The following is a 19,094-nucleotide window of genomic DNA, read 5'->3' as shown; positions in this document are numbered from 1 at the left end:
AAGGAGCGCTCCCATGAGCGACAATCAAGGCATTCCGGATCCGGAAGGCGCCGCCAATCTCATCGACACCGAATACGAGATTGGCCAGGACAACATCGAAACTTCTGTCGGCCCTTTCAGCCTCGACATCCACAATCCGGTTTTCCTGGTCTCTGGCCTGACCATCGTTGCCTTCGTCTTTCTGACCCTTGCCTTTCAGACCGAAGTCGGCCCGATGTTCGATCACCTGCGCAAGTGGCTGACATCGAACCTCGACTGGTTCTTCATCATCTCCGGCAACGTCTTCGTCCTCGTCTGCCTGGCGCTGATCGTCACCCCCCTCGGCAACGTCCGCATCGGTGGCAAGGACGCCGAGCCCGACTATACCTACTTCGGCTGGTTCGCCATGCTGTTCGCCGCCGGCATGGGCATTGGCCTGATGTTCTTCGGCGTTCTGGAACCGGTCTATCACATGGCCTTTTCCGAGCCGATCGGTGTGCCAAAGCCCTTCGACGCCGACGGCAATATCATTCCGGAAAATGTCGCGGCCGCGAAGGCCATGGGCATGGCCGCAACCATCTTCCACTGGGGCCTGCACCCCTGGGCGATCTACGCCGTGGTTGCACTCGCTCTTGCGATCTTCTCCTTCAACAAGGGTCTGCCGCTGACCATGCGCTCGGTGTTCTATCCGATTTTCGGTGAGCGCACCTGGGGCTGGCCGGGCCATGTCATCGATATCCTGGCCGTGTTCGCGACCCTTTTCGGTCTCGCGACCTCACTTGGCTTTGGCGCCCAGCAGGCAAATGCAGGTCTCGATTTTGTCTTCGGCATTCCTGTCAGCACCACGGCACAGGTCGTGTTGATCATCGGCATCACCGGCGTTGCGCTTGTCTCGGTTCTGCGTGGTCTCGACGGCGGCGTGAAAGTTCTGTCGGAAATCAACATGCTGATTGCGGCTCTGCTGCTGGTGTTCGTGATTGCCGCTGGTCCGACCGCAACGCTGGTCTCCGACTTCTTCTCCAACATTATTGCCTACGGTAGGGAAATCGTACCGCTGTCGATGCCGTTCGGCCGCGAGGACGACAGCTTCCGCCAGGGTTGGACATCGTTCTACTGGGCCTGGTGGATTTCCTGGTCGCCGTTTGTCGGCATGTTCATTGCACGCGTCAGCCGTGGCCGCACTGTTCGGGAGTTCATCGTCTGCGTCCTGATCATTCCGACCATCGTGTCCGTAATCTGGATGACTGCGTTCGGCGGCACCGCCATCGAACAGGTCCTGGCCAGCAACGACAGCCAGGTGCATGAATACGTGATCGCGAGCTACAGCCCTGAACTGTCGCTGTTCGGCATGCTCGCCGATCTGCCGATGGCATCGATCACCTCGTTCATCGCCATCATTCTGGTCATCGTGTTCTTCGTCACCTCCTCGGACTCCGGCTCGCTGGTGATCGACACGATCACGGCAGGCGGCAAGGTCGATGCGCCGGTGCCGCAGCGCGTGTTCTGGTGCACCTTCGAAGGTCTGGTCGCCATCGCGCTTCTGCTTGGCGGAGGTCTGGGAGCCCTGCAGGCAATGGCGGTCTCGACCGGGTTCCCCTTCACGATCGTGCTGTTGCTGGCCTGCTACGCCATCTTCAAGGGACTGGCGGACGAACCGCGCTGACCTGAAACAGCAGGAACACCTGGAACGGGCGGCTCTGGCCGCCCGTTTTTGCATCCGAACATGACGAGCCACGTTGCAGTCATCGCGGTGAGGCGAAGCGCGAGCCGAAATCAGGGAGCTGCCGCCTCAAAATATTTTGGATTGTTCCAGACGCGCGCGGGGCGAGGGTCGACCGGATGATCCGACGGCCTCTTAAAAGCAGGCAGCAACCGCCAGCCGACTTGTCTAGTCGGCCAGCTTGGGGGCCAGTCGCACGCCGGGAGGCGGCGAGCTTTCACGGATCCGCACATCGGGTTCGATCACGATGGGCGTATTGGGCACGCGGTCACCCGCGATCTGGCGCAGCAGGGTCAGTGCTGCCAACCGTCCGATCTTGTCCGGCTGGGCTGACACCGTGGTGAGCGCGGGCGTACGCGCATCGGCGCCGTCGATATCGTCGTAACCGGTAATCGCCATGTCCGGCCCCGGCTCGATCCCCGCTCGCCGGAACGTGGTCATCATTCCAAGGGCGACGAGATCGTTGAAGCCGACGATGGCTGTGGGGCGATGTTCGGCTTCCAGGATCTTCGGCACTGCGGCCCGGCCATCGGCCTGGGTCATCAGCTCCGGCAGGTCAAGCTGGCTTGCGGGATCGATCCCCGCTTCTTCCAGCGCCTTGCGCCAGCCGGCATTGCGGTAGCGGCCGGTCGAGCTGCCACGGCGACCGCCAACCATGGCGATGTCCTTGTGCCCCTGCTTGATCAGGTGCTTGGTGATCTGATAGGTGCCGGCAAGATCGTCACCGCGTACGCACGGTGCCCAGACCCCCGGAACTTCGCGCGCCACCAGCGTCACGGGTATCCCCTGGTCCACCAGCCTGTTGATCTCTTCGGCCGAGGTTCCGACCGAAGGACACAGGATCAATCCGTCCGCGCGGTGCTGCAGCAGCGTGTTGACGAACGCACGCTGGCGTTTGACGTCGTCACGGTGGTTGCAGATGAAGATCATCTGCCCCTGCTCTTCCAGAACATCCTCGAGCGCAGAAAAGACTTCGGCGAAGTAAGGGTTCAGGATGTCATGAACGGCAACGCCCACAATCTGGCTGCGGGCGGTTCTGAGAGAAGCCGCCGACCGGTTGTAGATATATCCGATCTCCTCCGCGGTCTGCTTGACCTTCGCCCTGGTTTCCTCGGCAACAAGCGGACTGTCCCGAAGCGCCAGCGACACGGTTGCCGTGGAAATACCGAGCTGGTCGGCAATGTGCCCAAGAGTGAGCCTTTTACCAGGCTTTTGCGGAAATTCCGGCTGGGAGGGAGGGGAACCGTTGTCTTCAGACATTCCTATTTCTCAATAACCGCAGCGGCGTTGGGAGAGACCGTTATAGCCCTCTCCCCTCTGGGTAAACAGGTTTTTCTGTTTTTCCGAAGTTTGGGATCGAAGCCCCTCACAAAGATCAGCGCCGTCCAGCGGGAGCGGAATCGTCGAATTCCTCACGTAGATTGACGACAACCCTGCGGTTCTGAGACTGACAGGTGACCTTGTCGCAATCCGTTACCGGACGCTCCACGCCATACCCCTTCACCCACATGCGCTTTGGGTTGACCCCCAGCTTGACCAGTTCGGCCATGACCGCGTTCGCCCGTTGGGTCGACAATGTCTTCTGCGCAGCCTCGCTGCCCGGATCGTCGGCGTGCCCCTGGATCTTGACCAGCCACTTCTTGTTCGACTTCAGCCACTTGGCCTGATTTTCGATTGTGATGCGGGCCTCATCGGTGACCACAGCCGAGCCTTGGTCGAAATAGACCCGGCGACCGACATTGATGATGAATTCTTCTTCCGAACCCGACGAAATATTTCCGAAACCGGCTGCCGGTGCGTTGGTCACGTCGGGTGACGACAATCCACCGGCGCTGTTGCAGCCGGCGACTCCAAATCCGATCATGAGCGCAAAGACTGCGCCCCGGCCGATCTGGCCAAATGTATTTTCCAAGGAAGCCCCCAAATCCTCTTTAAGTTTCCCCCTCGCCCGGCAGCCCTCAGCCCCTTCGACTGCAGCTCCGCCGGTCGATTGCAAATTGCTCCGGATGAACGGGCTCAGCCCGCTTTCTCTCCAAGATGCTCCAGCACCAGAACGCCGGTTCCCTTCGGGCAGCGCTGGTAAAGGTCGACAATGTCTTCCGGGAACATGCGCACGCAGCCACTCGACACATCATGGCCGATGCTCCAGGGCTCCAGCGTGCCGTGCAGCCTGTACCCGAGGTCGCTTCCATCCCGATAGAGATACAAGGCCCGTGGCCCGAGTGGATTGTTGGCAGCTCCGCCTTCGACCATTCTTGGCAGATCCGGCTGCCGCTTCAGCATCTCCGGTGGCGGCACCCACCGCGGCCACAGGGCCTTGCGGTCAATCCTGGCGCGGCCGAACCACTGGAAGCCTTCACGCCCAACGCCAACGCCATAACGAAGCGCGGTGTTGTTTTCCCATACCCAGTACAGGAAGTGATTGTTGGTATCGACCACCACGGTGCCGGGTGGCTCGTCACTGAAATACTTCACCATCTGCCGATGCCAGACGGGATCGATCTTCTTGAAGTTGGTTCGTCTGTATTGAAACCCGCTATCTTCCTGATAGCCACTGAAATAAGCGTTTGCAGCTGCATTGGCGTGCGCCATCTGCGGCAAGGCCAATGAGCCTGCCGTGGCTGCTGCCCCTGTCAAGAACCTGCGGCGGTTCAGCTCCATCCCACACCTCCCTTAAAGGCTGGCGATCCTTCCTGACCGGCGGTTGTTTTAACCCCGGCGGGTATTAAGACGGGAACTATCCAATCCCGTCAACCGCCTAAGGCCAGCGTACGGGCAGATGCAGCCTTGATCAGATCCCCTTCACGCGTTCCCGGTAGAGGATGTAGAGGCCTGACGCGACGACGATGGCCGCTCCGAGAATGGTCGTATACGTGGGCACGTCGTCGAAGATCAGGAAGCCAAGCGCGATCATCCAGACAATCTGCGTATAGATGAAGGGCGCCAGCACCGGTGCAGGCGCGATCCTGTGCGCCATGATGAACAGGAAATGCCCACCCGCACCAAAAGCGCCGGTCGCGAACAGCAGAACCCATGTCCACAGGTCCGGAGGCGTGACCCAGACCGAGATACCAGCCGGCGCCATGGCAATGGCTGCGACAATACCTGAAATGATCAGCATTCCGGCAGAACTGTCCGTTGCCGTGAGCTGGCGTGTCAGAAGCGCATAGACCGCGTAAAAGGACATGGCCGCAACCGAATAGATCGCCGCCCAGTGCATGCCACCAAGTCCTGGCCGGGTGACCACCAGTACCCCGATGAAGCCGACAATGATCGCAATCCAGCGGCGTAATCCGGCCCATTCACCCAGCAGCGGCCCGGCAAGGGCGGTGATGACGAATGGCGCGGCGAACATGATCGACATGGTTTCAGCCAGCTGCAGGTAACGAACCGCCAGAAAGTTGAAAATGGTGGTGCCGAGCAGACAGAACGACCGCACGATCTGCAGGACCGGCCGGTTGGTCTTCAGGAGCGAAGGTTTCTTCCAGACCTGGAACAGGACCAGGGAGAGGATCACATGACTGACGAACCGCATCCAGACGATCTGCAGCGTCGGCAGGCTGGCCGACATGTATTTGGCCGTTGCATCCAGAACGGAAAAACTGAGGCAAGCCAGCACGATGAGACCGATCCCGGCGAGCGGCGCCGTGGCAGCGGCGGCATTGCCGGTCGAACGGTGCTGACTGTCATGCGCCATCGGCGGCGGCCCTTTTCAAACGATCATCCGCAGATGAAAAAGAGAGTAGCGGACATGTCCCGGCAGGAACGGTCCGGTTGAGATAATTGCACCAACCCACTACCTAACCTTAAAAGACAAGCGGGGACGGTTATGCCGGTTGCAGAAATTGAAACATGGCTGGGACGCCTTTCCATTACGGAAGTTGACGGCGCAATCACCCAATTACACTGGAACGGGCCCTCTGGCAAAGAAGAAACACCGTTGCTCAAGGAAGCGGCACGCCAGGTACAGGCCTATCTCGCGGGTGATCTGAAAACCTTCGACCTGCCGCTCGCCCCGAAAGGCGGCGAGCTGCACCAGGCGGTGTTCAAGGCAATGCTCGCAATCCCCTATGGCGGAACCCGCACCTATGGCGACCTTGCCAGGGAACTGGACACATATGGGCAGCCGATCGGCCAGGCCTGCGGCGCCAACCCGATACCGATCATCATCCCCTGCCACCGGATCCTGTCGGCGAACGGCCTTGGCGGATATTCCGGCTCGGGCGGCACGGAAACAAAGATCGCCCTTCTGAAACTGGAGGGGGGCTACCCGTTCCTGGTCTAGCGCAACTCAAGTCGTCGATGTCAAACACCTGCCACTCCGGCCCTGCCGATAAAGGCAAAGACCGGAGCAACGGCAGGGACCCGCCGAGACGCATGCTCGGATCGATTGGTCATCTCACGCGCACGGCAGGCTCACATTTTCTCACAGGACCAGAGAATCTGCTCCCGTGATCTCAACAAACTGCGGTCGGCTGTCGGGCAGCTCAAGCTCGTCTGCAAGCGCCGCCAGCGGGTCTGCATCCCTCAACTGTCCAAAATCGAAGCCCGACAGGTCTTCCAGAAAGGCAACGGACACCTGGAACGTCTTGTACTCACCAAAGGCGAACCCTTCGACAGCTTCCGACTCGCGGCGGTCCTGCAGGTATTTCTGAATGGCCTGTCCCTGGCTTAACAGATAGGCGGTCGCGTGTAGCCGAAGACTGCCGTCGTCCTGCAAGGCATCCATCACCACCACTTTCCAGTACTGCAGGGGCAGATTGATGCCGACCCCATCGAGGAACGGATCCTCGTCATCGTCGAAAAAGGGGCCGGTGAAGACCGTTGCCCGGAATGCATGGGTCTTTGTGCTGTCGAGGATATGATTTTCCAGACCTTGCCAGGTGGACCGGTTCTGGTTGAGGGAGGAATGCTGCGGCGAGGCGTTCGTGTAGTGGAACGTATCGTCGTTTGCCAGTTGCGCCACCGGGTGGTCATCGCCCCAGTTCGGGTCCTCGCGCCGGACCATGTGTCCCCGGTCGAGATCTCCCGGGAAGTCGCCCTTGCCGAGCTGCGCTTCCACCGGAATGCGCCGATCGAAAAACCACTTGTCCGGTTTCTTGCGTTTGATCTTGATTGCCTTTTCGCCGTCGATGTTGACGACAGTGACCACGGGGCTTCTGCGATCGACATCATAGAGAAGCCCGAAGTGGGTATAGCGCAGCTCATGCGGACGGCCGGCGAGCGCATCCGTCGGGCTGGCCAGATTGAACATGCCGTCCGGCAACTTCGGAAAGTCGACCTTTTTCGACAGGAAGTTGGGATCGTAGCCGTTCCGGCCGATAAAATGGTTCGGGTCGTGGAAACCGTCGGCCACCTCCTGTTCAAGGCTAGCCTCGACCAGGACCTGCGTTGGCCGGTTGCCTGACAGAAGGTCCCGCAGCGTGCTCGCCCTGACAGCGCTGTTGGCAATTCCATAGGCTCCGGCGAAGTGCAACCCCACCACCTTGTTGCGATCAAGGCTCAGGATCGGCGAGCCGGAGTTTCCACCGAGCGTGGTGCAGTCGTGGCTGAGTACGGTTCCCGGCGTAACCGGCATCATCTTGCCCGGAGCAAACCGCTTCACATCGTAGAGGCCCTTGAAATACTTCTCCATTTCGGTGCGATCGTTTCGGCTGTCGAAGGCCGGATAGCCGATCACCGCAACGATCTCGTCCGTTTCCGCGTCCGTATCCACCAGAGGCAAGGGCGCCACGGCGAAGCCGACAGGTTTTTCGATCCGCCCGATCGCGACATCGGCGCTGGCATCATCTGCAAGATAGGTGAAGCGAAGGATCTCGGCCGGGCGCTCGTCTGACGGCAACGCGCCAACCTCTTCGTTGAAATCCACGCGCGCACCGTAACGGACCATCGTGAAGGGCGAGCGCATGAAGACGCCCTCTCCCCTAGCGTTTCGGCGTGCGACAATCTTTGCCACGTGCCGGTTGGTCACGACAAGAAGATGCCGGCCATCGGCTTCTTCTCCAACCACCCAGGCGGTTCCGCCCCAGGTCATCGAGTGGTTGATGAATTCAACCCGCCCGACCGAGCCGATCCAGTGTTCGTTCCGCTTGATCTTGATATCTATGTCGGCACCAAACTCATCCGGCAGCGGGATCAGCGAGACCGCGCCGTTTTCAACGACCATCGGCGGCCGGGTAACCAGTCGCACGATGGCTTCCAGTTGCGTCAACGGCGTGCCGGCGGCTTCAAGCTGGCCGAGGGACATATCCAGCGCATCAAGCGTGTCCGGTATGTCCAGTCCAAGTTGCTCGACAAAGGGGTGTCCTGCCTCGATGGCGCGTTTCGCAGCCTCAAGCCGTCCGCCCGATTTCAATGCTTCGAGCCGTCCCTGACTTTCCAATAATGCTCGCGTGTTCATGGAAATTCCTCCAATATCAATGTCTGTATTATTGTCCGGTATTCCCCATAGGTTCGGGCTTCGACGAGGCTTGCGGCCTCGCCGGAAACACGGAACCTGAACAGTGCCCGGTTCTCTCCTTTCTTTCGTGTTTGACGAACCTGCAAACGCACGCGACTAGAACAATGTCGACACGTCGACCGGTTCGTTTCTTTTCGCAGCATCAGCCCCGATCACGGCCAACGCCGCTGTCAGGGCTGGCCCCATGAGCCTGGGTGCAAGGGCAGCTGCAATGTCCTGGGCAGAGCCCGCGGTCATCGCCATTGCCAGAGGCCGCATCAGTCGCCGCTCGAAAACACTCCGGGCACGCCGGGCCCCTTCTTCCGTGTCGGGATAGTCGGCCGCATAGGCCAATCGCCGCAACAGCGCCCGGGCGGTTGCCGGCGGATCCTTCCGCGAAAGCAGACTGTTGACCCGCGCCATCAGCAAGACATCGCTCTCGCTGTTGCCCCAGTAAGACGGCGGCGTACCCGGGTAGGACCAGATACCGCCACTGAAGCGACGCCAGCGTTCGGCCGCCCGCGCAACCGTCGGCGCATCCGGAACAGCATTGAACACTGCAAATGCCCCTACCCAGTCGCAGGTAAGGCCCAGCGCCCCCAGAATTTCCGGTCCTTCGATCTCGATGTCGCTGGAGTAGCGTTCAAAACTGTCGAAGAGATCAGGCGTTCCCAGCATTTCCAGCGTTTCATGCAACCCCTCGTAAAAGCCGCGCAGATATTGCGCCATGCGCGGACTGTGCTGAATGCGTGCAAGAACGCTCAAGGGCGCGATTGCAGGGTTCATTCGGGCAATGGTGTGCTGATCCGTGTCGGGATGCTGTTGTCCGGTCATGATCGCAAACCGCTCGGCGCGGTTGGCACCCTGCCGGATTGCATCTGCCGGGTACTCCGAAACTCTCTCACCGAACCTGAAGACGGACATGGCAACCGGATCCAGGATCTCCACATACTCCGGCCGCCCTTCCTGGCTGGCCATGAGAGCGAATTCCAGCGCCCCCTTCAGGGCAATCCTGGAACCCTCGGAACGCGCCTGCCAGGCTGTTGCCGCCAGTTTTTCATCACCCCGCAACCGGGCGACAAGTCCGTCGAAATCCGCTTCCGCCTCGATTTCCAGCAGAACCAGCCCGTAGAGGCCCGGGTCTTCACGGCTCAATCGTTCCAGCAAGGATTTCGGCAGCTTCCGCCAAAGTGACATGGCCCGCGCCCACTGGCCGGACAGCCAGAAATAGGCAAGCGTGGCAGCAGCCTCGGGACGGGAAGGTGACGGATTTCGCGGAAAGGCGTTGTTGAGAGTGAAGATATGATCGGCCTCGAACACATCGCCCCGCCGAAGGGTCAGTTCGAGTTCGCGGATCAGTTCCGGCTCGACCTCCTCCGCTTTTGAAGTCGGAACCGGTTCGGATGTTCCCTGCTCGCTGCTGGTATAGCGCGCCCGGCGCGAGCGTTCCCCGCGCTCCTGCAGGATGGCATTCGTCGCCGGAAGAGGAAGCTCGTCCAGCTCATCTTCGCTGAGGCCCGCAACGTCGCCTGCGGTGAATTCTGGCATCGGGTCTCCGGCCCGCGTCGCCTGGAAGGCATGATAGAGCGCGGTCTCTCGGTCGAACCCGGCAAACCAGTTTGCCGCCGCCCGGTCTATTCTTGCGGCCAGCTCCGGCTTTTCGACGTAGAGCATGGGCAGGATTTCCCGCCGCAGGTCGCTGCGGTGTTTCAGCCAGTCCTGACCGTCAACGGCCACCAGCCAATGGTGGCTGCTGAGTTCCTGCCAAAGTCGCCTGGACGCAGCTTCGTCGATATGCTCACCGAGCCCGAGCGCCGGCGCCAGAACGAACTGGATTGCCTCGGCGCTGATCCGGCGCAGGACAAGACCAGGGTGTGCCAGCTTCGCCAGCAGCGGGTCGTCAATGCGCGAAAGGATAGCCCGGTAAAGATAGGCTTCCGTGATGCTGCCTGCTTCGCCGTATTCCAGTTCGCCCGGATCGAAGTCCTCCGCCTGCGTTACCTTGGCTGAAAGCCGCAGCATCAGCGGGTTGCCACGCGAAAGTTCGAAGATCCTGTCATGCAAATCCGGCGGAGCCCCCAACTTGTCCAGAAGATTGCGGGATTCCGTCTCGCTCAGGCCTTCCAGCTCCAGAGGCGGTCCCTCGATGCGTTTGCGGACGGAATCGAGCGCATCTCCCCGTCCGGCCGCAATGATCGAGATCGGCGACAGCCCGGCCCGCACCAGATTGTCCAGAACCTCGAACAGCAGAATGGGCCGGGTTTCGCCATGACCGCGCAACACTTCAAGCGTATCCAGCACCAGGACCACCTGCCCGCCATGCGAGCGCACCGCAGCGCCCATGGCATCGACCAGCTCGGTCGGCAAAAGGGTACTGCTCACCGTCGTGCCGGTCGTTTCCGCATTGCCGGAATACTTGAGCCTCAGGTCGCGCAGTCTGGGGGCTTCGTCTGTCAGGATGTCACCCAGCTGGCGGGAGAGCTCATGCACCAGCTTGTCGGGATCTTCCAGGTTCAGCCCGCGCCGGTCGAAGTCCAAGCGCAGAACGATTGGCGCCTTTTGAACAGACCTGTGTTCCGCCATTGCCCGGTCAATCAGAAAGGATTTGCCGATGCCCGGCAGGCCGGTGATGAACAAGGCGCTGACAGGTGTTTTTTCCTGAGGCCGCGCGCACCAGTCGAGCAAGCGGGCCAGTTCCTTCTCCCGGCCAAAAAACTCTCGGCTCAGCATGGCATTGGCCCGCCTTGCTGCATCCACGCGGTTCATGACACCGCGCAGGCGCACCAGCAACGGATAGGCAGGCGCACTCGGTCCGGCCCTGTCGAGGTCATCGGATATCTCCTCGATCCGTTTGAGCTGATCCTGCTCGGGCAGATCCGGAGTCTCCGCAATCAGTCGTTCGATGGTCTCCTGCGAGAACGGTTCGTCACCACGCAGGGCTCTGGCAACAGGTGTGTCTTCCTCCGGTGTTTCGATGGTCTTGAGCACACCATGGCGAGGCCCGTTGCGAAGAGACCAGACCGGCTCGGAGGATATTTCCAGGACGACCTTGTTGAGCTCTGTCAGCAGCCGGGCAATCGTCAATGGCGTCAGCTTGTCCTGCAAGACCTTGGACGCCGCCTCCACCGCATCACGCGGCGTGAAGGTTTTGCGCGTTGCGGCAAACCGCATGGCCGCCTTCAGGCCTTCCGCGAGCTGATCAGCGTCCTTGCTCATGGCGATGATGCTCCTTCGGCCGGAAGCAACGGTGCGAGAGACCTTTGCAGATTTTCCGAGACGGTTTTCACTTCCGCACTGCGATAGACCGTTCCCTGGGCTTGCACGCCGTGAAGGGCCTGCATCAGAACGAAATCGACCACATGCGTCGGCAGGCCAAGCCCCAGCGATCGGTTGATCGCCTCAAGCGTATGACGCACATCCTCGCGGTCGAACTGGCCGATGTAATCCACCATCACCCCCGGCCCGGTCAGCGCACTGGCATTTTCCGCCTTTGGCCCCGGAACGCTGTATGTCTCTCCACCGGCCATGACAAATCGAAGGCGCGTATCGCTCAGGATCATTGCCAGAAGCAGTTCCAGTTGCTGTTGTGCCGCCTTGCGCAAGCCTCCGCGCGGATTGTCGAAATAAATCCAGCTCGGCTTGTCCGCGGTTGCGCCGGTCGTCTTGGCCAGGAGGTCCACCAGTTGTCTGGCGCGGTCCTTGTCGCTTGCCCCTTCACTGGTTTCGTCGTCCGCAGCCCCCGGCCGTGCCAGCAGCGGCGTTCCGCCGTGCAATCTCTCGTTCAGCGTTTCCAGCAGGTCTTCCATTCCCAGAGACAGTTCAACCCTGAACACCTGCGCCGCTTGACCGTTCTGCGCCAGAACCTGACACAAGAGATCGTAGGAAAATTCAAGACCGGTCGTCTGGTCGATTTCCATCCGCTTGATCCAGATCCCGCGCAAGTGACGGGCGGCTCCCCGCACCACGTCATGGATGGCATGACAATAGCGCTGCCGTCCGATAATCAGATGACCATCGACACGCCCTGTCAGCGAATAGATGTAAGGCGGTGCCCGGTCCTCCGCAATTGCCTGGGTAAATTCCTCTATGCCAGCGAAGGTGGCGTAAGGAACGATCTCGGAAACGCCGTTCAGCTGTCCCTGATGGAAGCCTGCGAATGCAAGATCCGTGTCGAAAACCGACCCGCCTGACGACCCGGGTTTGGTGACGCCGTCCTCCCATTCCAGTTGGATACGAGGAGGATCATCGATCGTCGCCCGACCGGTAACGAAGGTGACGCCCCTGCCGTTGTCGTCCTGTCTGTGGCTCAGGCAAAGCTTTCTCCGCCCGGTGATCCACGCCGGAGGTTTCGCCGGCAATTCGTAATACGTTGTCATCGGTTGCTCGATGGCGAGCAAGGCGACATCCGGGTTGGCACGCAGGATATCCCCGTCCTGCAGGCCGACATCCCATTGATCGTCATGGCAAGGCATCTCGAAACGCACACCAAGCACGCGCAGCGACTTGCTCCCTTCTTGCGTGCGAACCGTGAGGCCGGACCGGCGCTCCTTCCGCTTGTCCTTGACCGTCACATGCCAGGCGGTCAGCGCGAGCCGGTGAGACACGAGTGTCGCGATACCGCAAAATCCTATTTCATCGAAAACATACAGCTTGAAGCCCAGCATCTTGTGCGCGAAATCACCGAGATCCTCGAGGTCGAAATTGGCGGCGTTGATCGGCTCGATTGGTTGGGTGAGGTGGAACATGAACTCCCAGCCGAGATTTTCCTCGTTCAGAAAATCAGCCAGCAGTTCTTCAAGAGGCTGCCCGGTGATGCCCGCCGTGCTGCGCAAGGCATCCAGCGTCATCAGGGAATCCGTGAACCCCTGAACCCGGCGCAACACCCTGTCGACAGCCGCTTCATTCTGCTCCAGATGCTGCTTCAGCTCTGCACTGGTTACCGGCATGACCAACACCGTATCGAGAATCGTTAAAACAATGGAGCCTGTCTCTTCGAGCCGGCACGTCAGTCAACCGCCGACGGTCGGATGAGAATATGCGTCTTGTCGGTCAAAATACGGCCAACCGCACGTTCTCCCAGGCTTCGGAACCCAAGGACACAATTATAGCGTCATTCAAGCTGAAAATAAACGCACAAGTATACGCCGCCTGATGCTGCCGCAGACGCTGAAAAGGACGGTCCTGTGCTCGCAGCAAAGCAACAGGTATCGTCCTCATTCCACTCGTCCTGACGCCGAAACCCGTTTACCGAACGAATTCGACGGTCACGAAAACAAGTTCCGCTTCGCCCGTGTTGGTGAGATCGTGCACGAAGGCCGTATCCGGCGACAGATCTGACATATGCCGGGTATCACCCGCCCTATAGGTCACGTCCAGAATGCGGCCATCCGCCTGACGAGAAGTCGCCTTGCCATCGGTCAGGACGCTCCAGAAATAAGGCCGCTCGTGCCGGTGGGCGGGCAGCGTCTCTCCCGGCGCCAGTCGGAGATGCCAGACTTTCACGCCGTTTTCTTCCGACACCAGATGCGTCCCGACCCTGTCGGTCGCCATTGCAATCTCTGCCTTGCTCATTGGTGTGGTCATGCTGCCACCGGATAGCTTGTGTAACCTGCGGCATCGCCACCGAAGAGCGTCGACCCATCGAAATCGGCAAGCGGCACTCCGTCCGCCAGGCGGCGCGGAAAGTCCGGGTTCGCGATGAAAGGACGACCGAAGGCAACGAGGTCCGCATATCCATCTGCAAGGATCCGGTCTGCCTTCACCTTGGTATAGCCGCCGGCAACAATGACGGTACCGGAGTAGGCCTCTCGCAAGGCAGCCCGGAAGCTTTCGGGCGTTTCAGGCGCGTCGTCCCAATCGGCTTCGGCAAGATGAACATAGGCAAGACCGATCTTGTCCAGTTCCCCGGCGAGCTTCAGGATCGTCTGCGGTGCTGCCGGATCGTCCATGCCACGCTGGGTGATGAAGGGTGAAAAGCGAATGCCGGTCCGCTCCGCCCCGATGACTTTTGAAACGGCTTCGGCCACTTCCCACGCAAACCGGATGCGGTTTTCCTGACTGTCGCCATAAGCATCCGTCCGCCGATTGGAGGTCGATCTCAGGAATTCGTCGATCAGATACCCATTGGCGGCATGGATCTCGACACCGTCAAACCCGGCTGCCCTGGCGTTGGCTGCAGCTGTCCGGTAATCCTCGACGATGGCAGAAATCTCTTCAACCGTGAGTGCTCGCGGAACGGGACATTCGATCATGCCACCCTGCCCGGTCTCCGGGTCAACCGCCCAGATGGACGCAGCCGGGGCGATGGCCGAAGGGGCAACCGGCTGGCCTCCACCCTGGAACTGGGCATGGCTCATGCGGCCGACATGCCAGAGCTGCAACACCATGCGTCCGCCTTTTTGGTGAACGGCGTCCGTCACCTTGCGCCAGCCATCGACCTGTTCCGCCGAATGGATGCCGGGAGTGAAGCTGTAACCCTGGCCCTGCGGTGAGATCTGCGTGGCCTCGCTGACAATCATCCCGGCGCTTGCCCGTTGGGCGTAATAGTCCGCCATCATGTCATTGGGCACATTGCCCGGCTGCGTACTGCGCGAGCGCGTCATGGGAGCCATCACGATGCGCGACGGCAGGGCAAGCGGACCGAGGTCATATCGGTCGAACAGGCTGGTCATGGAAAGTCCTTTCACAAACGTCAGTTGATCAGGGCGCCGCCGTCGACATCGATCACGGCACCGGTCATGGAAGGGTTGTCGATCAGGAGGAGATAGGCCGCCGCCACATCCGCCGGCTTTGCGAAACGCCCGGCGGGAAGGGTCTCAGCAGCCTTGTTCAGCATGGCTGTCCGGGCAGCTGGATCCATTGCGGCGTAAGCGGATGTATCGGTAAGGCCCGGGCTGACGACATTGACCCGGACGGGAGCAAGCTCCTTCGCCAGCACCTTGGCACCTGCCTCCAGCGCCGCATTCATTGTGGTTTTCACAAAGGTTCCGGGAACCGTTCGCCGCGCTAGAAAACCGCTGGTGAATGTTATGGTACCGCCCGGTCGAACATGCTTGGCCGCAGCTTGCGCCACTGCGACCGCACCCCAGAATTTCGTATCGAAAGCGGTTTTGGCTGCCTCGAGATCAAGACCGGACACGGGTCCACCCGGTGCCTGGCTGCCGGCCGTGAAAACCACATGGTCAACCGGACCGATCGCGGCGAAATAGACAGCAACCTCTTTCGGGTCTTCAACGTCCAGTCCATTGGAGCGCCCTGCGCGCAAGACCTCTCCCGGCCGGCTTTCCAGCGCATCGGCCACGGCACTTCCGATGCCGTATGTGCCGCCAATGACCACGGTTCTTGTTTCCTTGGTAAATGTCATCTCACGCACTCCTTTGGTCGGTTTCCCGAAAGACGGTTTCAATCAGCTGACCGGTGGGCGTGCGAAAGAACAGACGACGCTCGCCCAGTTCCGGCAGATCCATGGGGGAATAGGCAATGCCGAGCCGTTCCAGCTTTGCCCGGAAAGCCTCGTAACCTTCGAGGCGGAAACCGATGTGGTCCCAGCCGTCGGCCTGCCGATCCTCTTCGGCGTGTGGAGGAATTCCGATCAGATGAATGAGAGGTTCATTGCCGTAGTAGAGCCAGTGCCCCGGAATTTGGCGGATGCGGCGAGGACGCGGGCGCTCCTCCAGATCGTCGAAGACCTGAAGGAAGAAGGCACGTGTCGTCACGAGATCGTGGGTTCTGATGGTGATATGATCGAGCAGCATCCCGTTTCCTTTCCGGCAGCAATCATCGGACTGCCTTTGTTGCCCACGAACCTAATGCTTGCGGCAAGGGCAGATAATTGAGACAATTCCGAAACTAAAATTCGGAATTTTCGAATAATGTTGGACAATCTCGCGCTGTTCGTGCGCATTGCGGAAACGGGAGGCATTGCCTCCGCGGGCAGGGAGATGGGCTATTCCCCCGCTACGACGTCCGAGCGGCTGGCAGCACTTGAGGCTCACTACGGCGTCAGATTGCTGACACGGAGCACGCGCGCCCTCAGTCTGACCGAGGAAGGGCGTTTGCTGCTGGACGGCGCCCGTCGCCTGCTCGCCGAGGCCGAAGAGCTGGATGCCCGTATCCGGTTAGGCGCTGAAAGACTGGCCGGACCCATTCGCCTGTCGGCACCGCTTGATCTCGGCAGAACACGCCTTCGGGCCGTGCTGGATCGGTTTCTGGAAGTTCATCCGGACGTGACGATCGATCTTCACCTGAGCGACGGTTTCGTGGACGTTGCCTCGCAGGGGTACGACGTTGCGATCCGGTATGGGGAGTTGAAGGATTCAACACTTATCGTCCGCAAGCTTGCGGCCAACGCCCGGATTGTCTGTGCGGCTCCGTCTTACGTGGAACGCCATGGCCGTCCGCACCATCCTCGGGACCTTGCCCGGCACGATTGCCTGCTGATGCGTTTTGGCTCCGAGCCCGACAATTCCTGGCAGTTCCTGATCGACGGCAAGATAGTGCGCTGGCCGGTCAGTGGACGGCGCACGGCAAATGACGGCGGGCTGGTGCGCGACTGGTGTCTCGCCGGGTTCGGGATTGCCCGCAAGTCCCAGTGGGATGTTGCTGAAGACCTGGCAGCGGGCAAACTCGTGCCATTGCTGCGGGAATTCGAGCTGCCCCCCGCCGGGCTACAGGCTGTTTATCCAAAAGGCCGGTCAGAGGTGCGGCGGATCAAGGCCTTGCTGGAGGAACTGGAAACTGCATTCAAATGAACGCAGTCCAGCCGCCAGCCATTGGTCAGTCGTATTCGGGCCAGACTGCGCCCCCTGCCCCGTCCGGCCGGTACTCCAGCCGTCCCTTTTGAATCTGCCATTCGATGAAATATTCGCCCGTACTCTCAACGACGGGTTCAGCGCCCCGGACCACCGGGTCGAACAGGGTCAGACGCTGGGAATGTGCGCCCTTGTGGCAAACCGCGACAAAAAGCGGACGTTCCGGGTCTTCGCGCATGGTGTAGATACCGTCCTGCTCGCAATTGTCCGCATCACCCGAACAAAACGAGCAACCAGAGATATCGAGTGGAACGACCTCTCCGGACACACTGTCCGACACGACGATCCGGGCGTCTGGCGTGGGCTCGAATGTCCACGACAGGGAGCTGCCCACAATCTCGACTGCTTCGCCCGGCACCGGCTCGCCCTTCCGGCTTGCGTCTTCGACCAGTTCGTAGGAAGGGCACCACGGATTGGCAAAATCCTCCAGTAAAGCCAGCGCCTCGCTTTGCTGAAGTGCCAGCGTCATCTCGCAGGACGCCATGTTGATATAGGACGCGGTATTTCCCGGGAGCTTGCCAAGCAATCCGCATTCGCTCTGGCGCAGCGCTTCCCAGGTTTTTCCACCTTCAAACAGCTGTTTCGTATGCGCGGGATTGCAGAGCCGTTCAGCGAGTTTTTCGCGTCTGCGGTCCAGTTCCGCCCGCCGTTCCGCTGCCCGGTCCTCCAGGCACTCGCCAATCGCGGCGCCGCCGATCCGGTTCGCTGGATCCGCCTTGCAAGACTCAATCTCGGCTTCAAGACCCGCCGGCAATTTCGGTTCGGGATCAGGCGTCTGCGCGGTTGCCGCTGAACTTGTTCCGGCAAGGAAAACAATGAATGCCAGGAAAGGCAGGAGGGTTTTACCGTGAGCCAGCGTCGCAGAGAGCCGGGCAGCTTTCCCGCGCCTGACGGCTGCGGATTGCCCGAACCAATTCTTTCTCCCGCCAGTCATCGTGGCACTCATGGCATTCCCCCAGTTGCTGTTGACGACAGCGGTTGCTTGCGACGTCCTCGACAATCTTCATAAGCCGGATCAACCGTTTGTGAAACGCGAATGCTCTAGCGCCGGAGAGCAGAGCCCTGCATCCCCCAGATGGGCCATGGCCGGTAGACACAAAAAAGCGACGAACGGTCCAGCCGTTCGCCGCGTGTTCATCTCGTGCCGGTGCCGCTTTGTCCGAAGCGTCACCGGTAGGTTTCAGCCAGGATGGCAGCGATGTCTAGAGTATCATCAATCCGATGAAGACCATCACCACCGCCAGCACACTCCAGGCCATGAGCTCCTGAAATTGAGACTGACGGGATTTGACCTCGCTCCAGGTGCGGGCTTGCGCACCCTGTCTCAAACCGAATTGCGGGTGGTTGATGGAAGCATCCGACACGTGCCGGAACCGGTCTCGCAGCTCTGCTGCCCGGCGGGCACCGCGGTCCTCGTTTATCGTCCGATACCTCAGTTGCATGTGTGCATCCTCCGTATGTGCCAGTCTGGCTGCGACGGAGGTAAGAAGCACAAAGCCCCTTTTCAAATGACGGATTTGTAATCTTTGCCGGCCGCCTTGCACATGGTGCCATCTGGCGGCTGACGGGAGTTTCGGGAGCCAGACGCGGATCAGGCCACTGAAAGTTCCTTCTCCTTGGCCTTGTCTTTTTCCTTGGCTTCGGCTTCCGCGACTTCATCGCCGTCTGTGTCGAAATCGGCCTCGTGTTCCGGGTCGTCGTCGACGGAAATCGACAGGTTCTTCTCGACCTGCCGCAGCAGCTTCCGCAGTTTCTTGCGGTCCTTGTCCTCCAGACCGGACATGGCTTCCCGTTCCAGACGCTTCCAGGCCTTGTCCACCGACAGCACCAGTTCACGGCCGACATCGGTCAGATAAACCCGGGCAAGTCGGCCGTCCGTGTCGGAAACCTGGCGGCGAACATATCCCTGACTGGAAAGCCGGGTCACCATCTTGGTGACGGTGGGCGGCTGCACACCAAGCGCGAGAGCCAGCTGGCTCATTGTGCGCCCGTCCGTATCTGCCAGGACCTTCAGCACCAGTTCCTGGCCGGGGTGCAGCCCGATTCGCATGAGATGCGCCCCGGACCGGGCCCGCTGCGCCTTCGCCGCCTGAACCAGCCGAAACGTTATGCTTTTCTTGTAATTAAAAGCCATCGCAGCAACCCC

Annotated in this window: 17 protein-coding genes; 3 read left to right on the top strand and 14 right to left on the bottom strand. The window is 60.4% G+C overall.

All coding sequences use genetic code 11. The annotated features are described in order from the left end of the window. The first annotated feature begins 13 nt into the window (after positions 1-13). On the top strand, positions 14-1,642 hold the full coding sequence (locus ACP90_RS04245) for a BCCT family transporter (protein WP_055661152.1): 1,629 nt from the start codon (positions 14-16) through the stop codon (positions 1,640-1,642). Positions 1,643-1,867: 225 nt separating this feature from the next. Here ACP90_RS04245 and ACP90_RS04240 read toward each other — a convergent pair whose 3' ends face one another. The 4 genes from ACP90_RS04240 to ACP90_RS04225 form a co-directional block, all read right to left on the bottom strand. Continuing rightward, complete coding sequence (locus tag ACP90_RS04240) at positions 1,868-2,959, bottom strand: LacI family DNA-binding transcriptional regulator (RefSeq protein ID WP_055661151.1); 1,092 nt, start codon at positions 2,957-2,959, stop codon at positions 1,868-1,870. 115 nt (positions 2,960-3,074) lie between these two features. Then, positions 3,075-3,611, bottom strand: a complete 537-nt coding sequence (locus ACP90_RS04235; RefSeq protein WP_286145735.1) for an OmpA family protein — start codon at positions 3,609-3,611, stop codon at positions 3,075-3,077. 104 nt (positions 3,612-3,715) lie between these two features. Next, entirely contained in the window at positions 3,716-4,360 is a 645-nt protein-coding gene (locus ACP90_RS04230) for a L,D-transpeptidase family protein (protein WP_062486959.1), read from the bottom strand. Between the two features lie 130 nt (positions 4,361-4,490). Beyond that, positions 4,491-5,396, bottom strand: a complete 906-nt coding sequence (locus ACP90_RS04225) for a DMT family transporter (protein WP_023003659.1) — start codon at positions 5,394-5,396, stop codon at positions 4,491-4,493. Between the two features lie 132 nt (positions 5,397-5,528). Here ACP90_RS04225 and ACP90_RS04220 point away from each other — a divergent pair, with 132 nt between their 5' ends. Next, positions 5,529-5,984 carry a methylated-DNA--[protein]-cysteine S-methyltransferase gene (locus ACP90_RS04220; protein WP_023003661.1) on the top strand — a complete coding sequence of 152 codons (456 nt, stop codon included), beginning with the start codon at positions 5,529-5,531 and terminating at the stop codon, positions 5,982-5,984. A 141-nt stretch (positions 5,985-6,125) separates the two neighbouring features. Here the strand turns inward: ACP90_RS04220 and ACP90_RS04215 are convergent, their stop codons facing one another. The 7 genes from ACP90_RS04215 to ACP90_RS04185 all read right to left on the bottom strand — a co-directional run bounded on the left by ACP90_RS04215 (position 6,126) and on the right by ACP90_RS04185 (position 15,892). Further along, a complete protein-coding gene (locus tag ACP90_RS04215; protein WP_088665158.1) occupies positions 6,126-8,099 on the bottom strand; it encodes a DNA/RNA non-specific endonuclease in 1,974 nt (657 codons plus the stop codon). Positions 8,100-8,255: 156 nt separating this feature from the next. After that, positions 8,256-11,354, bottom strand: a complete 3,099-nt coding sequence (locus tag ACP90_RS04210) for an AAA family ATPase (protein ID WP_062486955.1) — start codon at positions 11,352-11,354, stop codon at positions 8,256-8,258. Then, positions 11,351-13,084 carry a serine protease gene (locus tag ACP90_RS04205; protein ID WP_062486953.1) on the bottom strand — a complete coding sequence of 578 codons (1,734 nt, stop codon included), beginning with the start codon at positions 13,082-13,084 and terminating at the stop codon, positions 11,351-11,353. The genes ACP90_RS04210 and ACP90_RS04205 overlap by 4 nt, the downstream gene beginning before the upstream one ends. A gap of 298 nt (positions 13,085-13,382) precedes the next feature. Next, complete coding sequence (locus ACP90_RS04200; protein WP_062486951.1) at positions 13,383-13,721, bottom strand: cupin; 339 nt, start codon at positions 13,719-13,721, stop codon at positions 13,383-13,385. Then, the gene (locus ACP90_RS04195; RefSeq protein WP_062486949.1) at positions 13,718-14,809 is read right to left on the bottom strand and encodes an alkene reductase; all 1,092 of its coding nucleotides are present in this window, start codon (positions 14,807-14,809) and stop codon (positions 13,718-13,720) included. Before ACP90_RS04195 ends, ACP90_RS04200 begins: the two co-directional genes overlap by 4 nt. Positions 14,810-14,829: 20 nt before the next feature. After that, on the bottom strand, positions 14,830-15,501 hold the full coding sequence (locus tag ACP90_RS04190) for an SDR family oxidoreductase (protein ID WP_062486947.1): 672 nt from the start codon (positions 15,499-15,501) through the stop codon (positions 14,830-14,832). A gap of 1 nt (position 15,502) precedes the next feature. Beyond that, positions 15,503-15,892: a glyoxalase gene (locus ACP90_RS04185; RefSeq protein ID WP_062486945.1), complete on the bottom strand. Its 390-nt coding sequence runs from the start codon at positions 15,890-15,892 to the stop codon at positions 15,503-15,505. Between the two features lie 117 nt (positions 15,893-16,009). Here ACP90_RS04185 and ACP90_RS04180 point away from each other — a divergent pair, with 117 nt between their 5' ends. Continuing rightward, the gene (locus tag ACP90_RS04180; RefSeq protein ID WP_208993451.1) at positions 16,010-16,888 is read left to right on the top strand and encodes a LysR family transcriptional regulator; all 879 of its coding nucleotides are present in this window, start codon (positions 16,010-16,012) and stop codon (positions 16,886-16,888) included. Between the two features lie 25 nt (positions 16,889-16,913). On the opposite strand, the gene ACP90_RS04175 is transcribed toward ACP90_RS04180, so the two are convergent. The 3 genes from ACP90_RS04175 to ACP90_RS04165 all read right to left on the bottom strand — a co-directional run bounded on the left by ACP90_RS04175 (position 16,914) and on the right by ACP90_RS04165 (position 19,082). Then, positions 16,914-17,894 carry a DUF1311 domain-containing protein gene (locus tag ACP90_RS04175; RefSeq protein WP_062486942.1) on the bottom strand — a complete coding sequence of 327 codons (981 nt, stop codon included), beginning with the start codon at positions 17,892-17,894 and terminating at the stop codon, positions 16,914-16,916. Between the two features lie 256 nt (positions 17,895-18,150). Then, positions 18,151-18,390: a hypothetical protein gene (locus ACP90_RS04170; protein WP_145915713.1), complete on the bottom strand. Its 240-nt coding sequence runs from the start codon at positions 18,388-18,390 to the stop codon at positions 18,151-18,153. Positions 18,391-18,539: 149 nt separating this feature from the next. Further along, positions 18,540-19,082 (bottom strand): MarR family transcriptional regulator, encoded by a 543-nt coding sequence (locus tag ACP90_RS04165; protein WP_062486938.1) that lies wholly within the window; start codon positions 19,080-19,082, stop codon positions 18,540-18,542. Between the last annotated feature and the right edge of the window lie 12 nt (positions 19,083-19,094).

This window comes from Labrenzia sp. CP4 (assembly GCF_001579905.1).
GTDB classification, from domain to species: Bacteria; Pseudomonadota; Alphaproteobacteria; order Rhizobiales; family Stappiaceae; genus Roseibium; species Roseibium algicola.
The sequence above is the reverse complement of the archived record's forward strand: the minus strand, read 5'-3'. Positions and strand labels throughout refer to the sequence as shown.

Coding starts and splice junctions, on each gene's coding strand:
- ACP90_RS04245 (WP_055661152.1), top strand. CDS start 14: ATGAGCGACAATCAAGGCATTCCGGATCCGGAAGGCGCCGCCAATCTC.
- ACP90_RS04240 (WP_055661151.1), bottom strand. CDS start 2,959: ATGTCTGAAGACAACGGTTCCCCTCCCTCCCAGCCGGAATTTCCGCAA.
- ACP90_RS04230 (WP_062486959.1), bottom strand. CDS start 4,360: ATGGAGCTGAACCGCCGCAGGTTCTTGACAGGGGCAGCAGCCACGGCA.
- ACP90_RS04225 (WP_023003659.1), bottom strand. CDS start 5,396: ATGGCGCATGACAGTCAGCACCGTTCGACCGGCAATGCCGCCGCTGCC.
- ACP90_RS04220 (WP_023003661.1), top strand. CDS start 5,529: ATGCCGGTTGCAGAAATTGAAACATGGCTGGGACGCCTTTCCATTACG.
- ACP90_RS04215 (WP_088665158.1), bottom strand. CDS start 8,099: ATGAACACGCGAGCATTATTGGAAAGTCAGGGACGGCTCGAAGCATTG.
- ACP90_RS04210 (WP_062486955.1), bottom strand. CDS start 11,354: ATGAGCAAGGACGCTGATCAGCTCGCGGAAGGCCTGAAGGCGGCCATG.
- ACP90_RS04205 (WP_062486953.1), bottom strand. CDS start 13,084: ATGCCGGTAACCAGTGCAGAGCTGAAGCAGCATCTGGAGCAGAATGAA.
- ACP90_RS04200 (WP_062486951.1), bottom strand. CDS start 13,721: ATGACCACACCAATGAGCAAGGCAGAGATTGCAATGGCGACCGACAGG.
- ACP90_RS04195 (WP_062486949.1), bottom strand. CDS start 14,809: ATGACCAGCCTGTTCGACCGATATGACCTCGGTCCGCTTGCCCTGCCG.
- ACP90_RS04190 (WP_062486947.1), bottom strand. CDS start 15,501: ATGACATTTACCAAGGAAACAAGAACCGTGGTCATTGGCGGCACATAC.
- ACP90_RS04185 (WP_062486945.1), bottom strand. CDS start 15,892: ATGCTGCTCGATCATATCACCATCAGAACCCACGATCTCGTGACGACA.
- ACP90_RS04180 (WP_208993451.1), top strand. CDS start 16,010: ATGTTGGACAATCTCGCGCTGTTCGTGCGCATTGCGGAAACGGGAGGC.
- ACP90_RS04175 (WP_062486942.1), bottom strand. CDS start 17,894: ATGAGTGCCACGATGACTGGCGGGAGAAAGAATTGGTTCGGGCAATCC.
- ACP90_RS04170 (WP_145915713.1), bottom strand. CDS start 18,390: ATGCAACTGAGGTATCGGACGATAAACGAGGACCGCGGTGCCCGCCGG.
- ACP90_RS04165 (WP_062486938.1), bottom strand. CDS start 19,082: ATGGCTTTTAATTACAAGAAAAGCATAACGTTTCGGCTGGTTCAGGCG.